2 protein-coding genes are annotated in these 3,199 nt (G+C 36.4%); one reads left to right on the top strand and one right to left on the bottom strand.

From position 1 onward, the window contains the following. Positions 1 to 2,298 (top strand): tyrosine-type recombinase/integrase (locus B3R91_RS03745; protein WP_286796543.1); only part of this gene is annotated, 2,298 nt, incomplete at its 5' end. Between the two features lie 670 nt (positions 2,299 to 2,968). On the opposite strand, the gene B3R91_RS03740 is transcribed toward B3R91_RS03745, so the two are convergent. Further along, positions 2,969 to 3,166, bottom strand: coding sequence for a helix-turn-helix domain-containing protein (locus B3R91_RS03740; RefSeq protein ID WP_414707503.1), 198 nt, complete (start codon positions 3,164 to 3,166; stop codon positions 2,969 to 2,971). Positions 3,167 to 3,199 lie beyond the last annotated feature (33 nt).

Below are 3,199 nucleotides of genomic sequence, written 5' to 3'. Positions count from 1 at the left end.
CGATATAGTCGGGGCGGTTCAGTCCCTTCTCTACCATGGTTGCTAAGTTATGCGAGTTATCACTGGGAAATGATGCCCAATGTCTTTGTTGATCAAGCTTTAATCGGAGTTGCACAAGGCAAGCGTAAAACCACAGGTCTACTCACAGATGATTTTTCCAACTTACTAAATAAAGAGTATAAAACTAACAAACCCTCTTTATCAATCGAGGTACCTTTATCTAAAGTCAGCAAAAATACCGTTAGGTATTCTGAGTTGGCGGAAGTACGTAAGATAGATATCGTGAAACGTATTTATAAACAGTTAGACAGTCACTACAATACTCGTCAACAAAAAGAAAAACTCAAAGATAATGAATATGATATTAACTATCATTTAACAAAGATGTTAAATGAAGAGCGTGACATTACTGAAAAGATTTTAATTCAGTTTGTGCTGTCTAGATGTAACGCAAAGCCACGCCCTAAAAAAGAGACCATTCAGGGCTATTTAAGTTCGGTAGCTTATGAGTGGCTTTATTTCTTATCAGGACAGCCTCTAAACACTTACAGTAGTGAGGATTTTGAAGAATGCTACGAAGAGATTTTAGAGCACAAAGCTGTCTATCGTGATAATAAAGACATCCAATATTCAGCAAAGCTACTGCAGCGGTTACATGATATAGGGGTTGAACACTATCACTTCCCTAAAGTAAGTATTAAAGAGGCCCAGACACAAAGAGTGGTACGTAGTGAATGGATTTCACCACTAGAGTATCAAGCAATTCTATTGAATATGCCAAAAGTTGTTGATCCTCTCGAAGTAGATATGTACAAACTGTTGTTTATTTTAGCATACCGTACAGGCATGCGGAAGAAAGAGTTACTTGGACTGAGGTATGAAGATATTGAAGGATTTACCCTTGGTGAACCCTCTTTAGTTATTCGTCCAAATATCTACCGTAGCACAAAAACTCAAGGTAGTATCCGCCGAGTAGCTGTTTTTTCATTACTATCTGATGAGGAACTGAATTTTTTTAATCGATACTTACAACTGAATAAGCTCAACAAAACAGATTATATATTTAGTCCCTCATTTGACAAATACCCAATTGATGACACAGAACCTCTTGTAGTACTGAGAAGAATATTGAGCTTATTCGAAGAAGCTAAAGATCATACATTTCATGCGTTTAGGCATACAGCAATTACCAATTTTTCTCTTATCTTGAATGCTGACCATAAACTTGTGAAAACATTGACTGGTTATAGTGATCAACATATTGCCAAAATAAAAACTGGGCTGTTAGGAGTTAATCATGATGCTCAAGATAAATGGTATGCAATTTCAGGATTAGTCGGGCATATATCTCCTAATCGTAGCTTTGAGTATTACATTCATTCGGCAATGCTCATGACTACATACGCTATTGCCAATACAGAAATGCAATTAGATTACGTCATCTTTAAAAATATTACTGATATTAGTAAAGATAGGCTCAAGTCAAATAGCATTTCAATTGTTGATGACAAGATATTCCTCTCCGATACTAGAAAGTTGGCAAAAAAATTGACCTTAAACCAAAGTCGAGATATTCCAGTAAACCTTACTATTAATACTGCTAATCGATTCAAGGAAAGTGATGTGTTCACTACTAATATGGCAGACGATAGGGTTCACCGCTATGGCATTAATCAACTCATCAAATTCTTACAGCTGCTAGAGCAAAGTGGCGATATCAGACTATCGGCAAACCATTCATTTATAAAGTTCGAGGATGGGCGAGTATTCGCTAAGCGCGCTGAGCAAATAGCCCAGATTACTACTAGCCAGGGAAAATGTCGCTTCATTGAAACAACGGATCAACGACAACCAAAAAATATGAAAAGTAGAGAAAACTATGAGCTTCTACCCGTCATACTAAAATCAGTCTGGATCTTACGTGATCAACAACATGCGGACTACCTATGGTTTCTACAGATAGTTAGACAAAAAATCACTATTGATAATGCCTATCTTTCATTTCCAGTAAAAGATATAGAGGAGTTTCTAAGGTTTGCACAGATTAGCGTGAGACTTTTACCTGCACAGTCGTGGATGATTGCAGGTAATAAAGATATAAAAGCTACTGTCCATGATATCTATAGACCTGCTGATAAAAAACCAGAGACATCAAAAATTGTCTTCAAACCTTACAACTCTAGTACTATCAGATTTGGCATTTGTATTACTGACGATCAAACATCAAATGGCAAAGCTTTTTCTGGCTTGCTGAGGTTTTTAGTACACCTTTTTATGATAATAGATGATGAGATCTGATAAACATTCCATGAGAAAATACGATAGGTATACAACCATATGATACTAAGTTAGAAAGGAATATATTTGCATAACTGTTATATATTAAAAATAGTTCGATGCACTCAATATCAGAAACGGCAGGTAAAAAACGAAAGACTCACTGCTTTTTAGGGAAAATACTAAACAGGTTATAAGATATAACTAATATTGCAGTGGATTTCGCTTATCCCTCGAGTAGGGGGTAAGTGGTCAAAAGACCCTAATATTAGGGTGACTATATTCAGACTAAAAAATACGTTTACTTAATCCAACCTTAACGCTATAATTCATTAACCATCTCGAAGCCCTTATATATCAATATATACAGGTTAATGTAGAATTACACACTCCAATGAAAATCGATCAGTTAACATTGCCAAGGTTGGGGTCGAGAGTTCGAATCTCTTTTCCCGCTCCAAATACTTAAGAAGCCTCACTTAACAGTGAGGCTTTTTTTTGTCCAATTTTCGAGGGTTGTAGAGAAATTCTCGAGATATATTTTTGAATATAGTTAAGCTTATCTACTCAGTCAAAAAGCTTGTTTTCGTTGCGGTGCCCATTTGGTGCCCAAACCGTGCCCTACCCTAAAACTGCGTATACGTATCTGACCACAACCTAGCTATTTTTGGTTCAAAAACCATCATGACACCTAACCTAGTGAATTTGGCACTATGCTGATTTTTGAACCCCCTTCCTCACCCACCTGCACATCCAAAAACTCACATAACTGTTCGATAGTATTGAAGTCAATTCTTGATGACTCTTCATTATATAGTTTATGAAGTGTTGAAATGCAATGGCTTAATAACTGATGAGTAGGATGAGGAATCCTTCTACTTTTTAGCATAAACTTTATCCATTAACCCCAGTTCGGGATAAG

It is taken from the genome of Psychrobacter sp. UBA6291, from assembly GCF_002439405.1.
In the GTDB taxonomy this organism is placed as follows: Bacteria; Pseudomonadota; Gammaproteobacteria; order Pseudomonadales; family Moraxellaceae; genus Psychrobacter; species Psychrobacter faecalis.
Note: the sequence above shows the minus strand (reverse complement) of the source record. Positions and strands in the feature narration are given on the sequence as shown.

Coding starts and splice junctions, on each gene's coding strand:
- B3R91_RS03740 (WP_414707503.1), bottom strand. CDS start 3,166: ATGCTAAAAAGTAGAAGGATTCCTCATCCTACTCATCAGTTATTAAGC.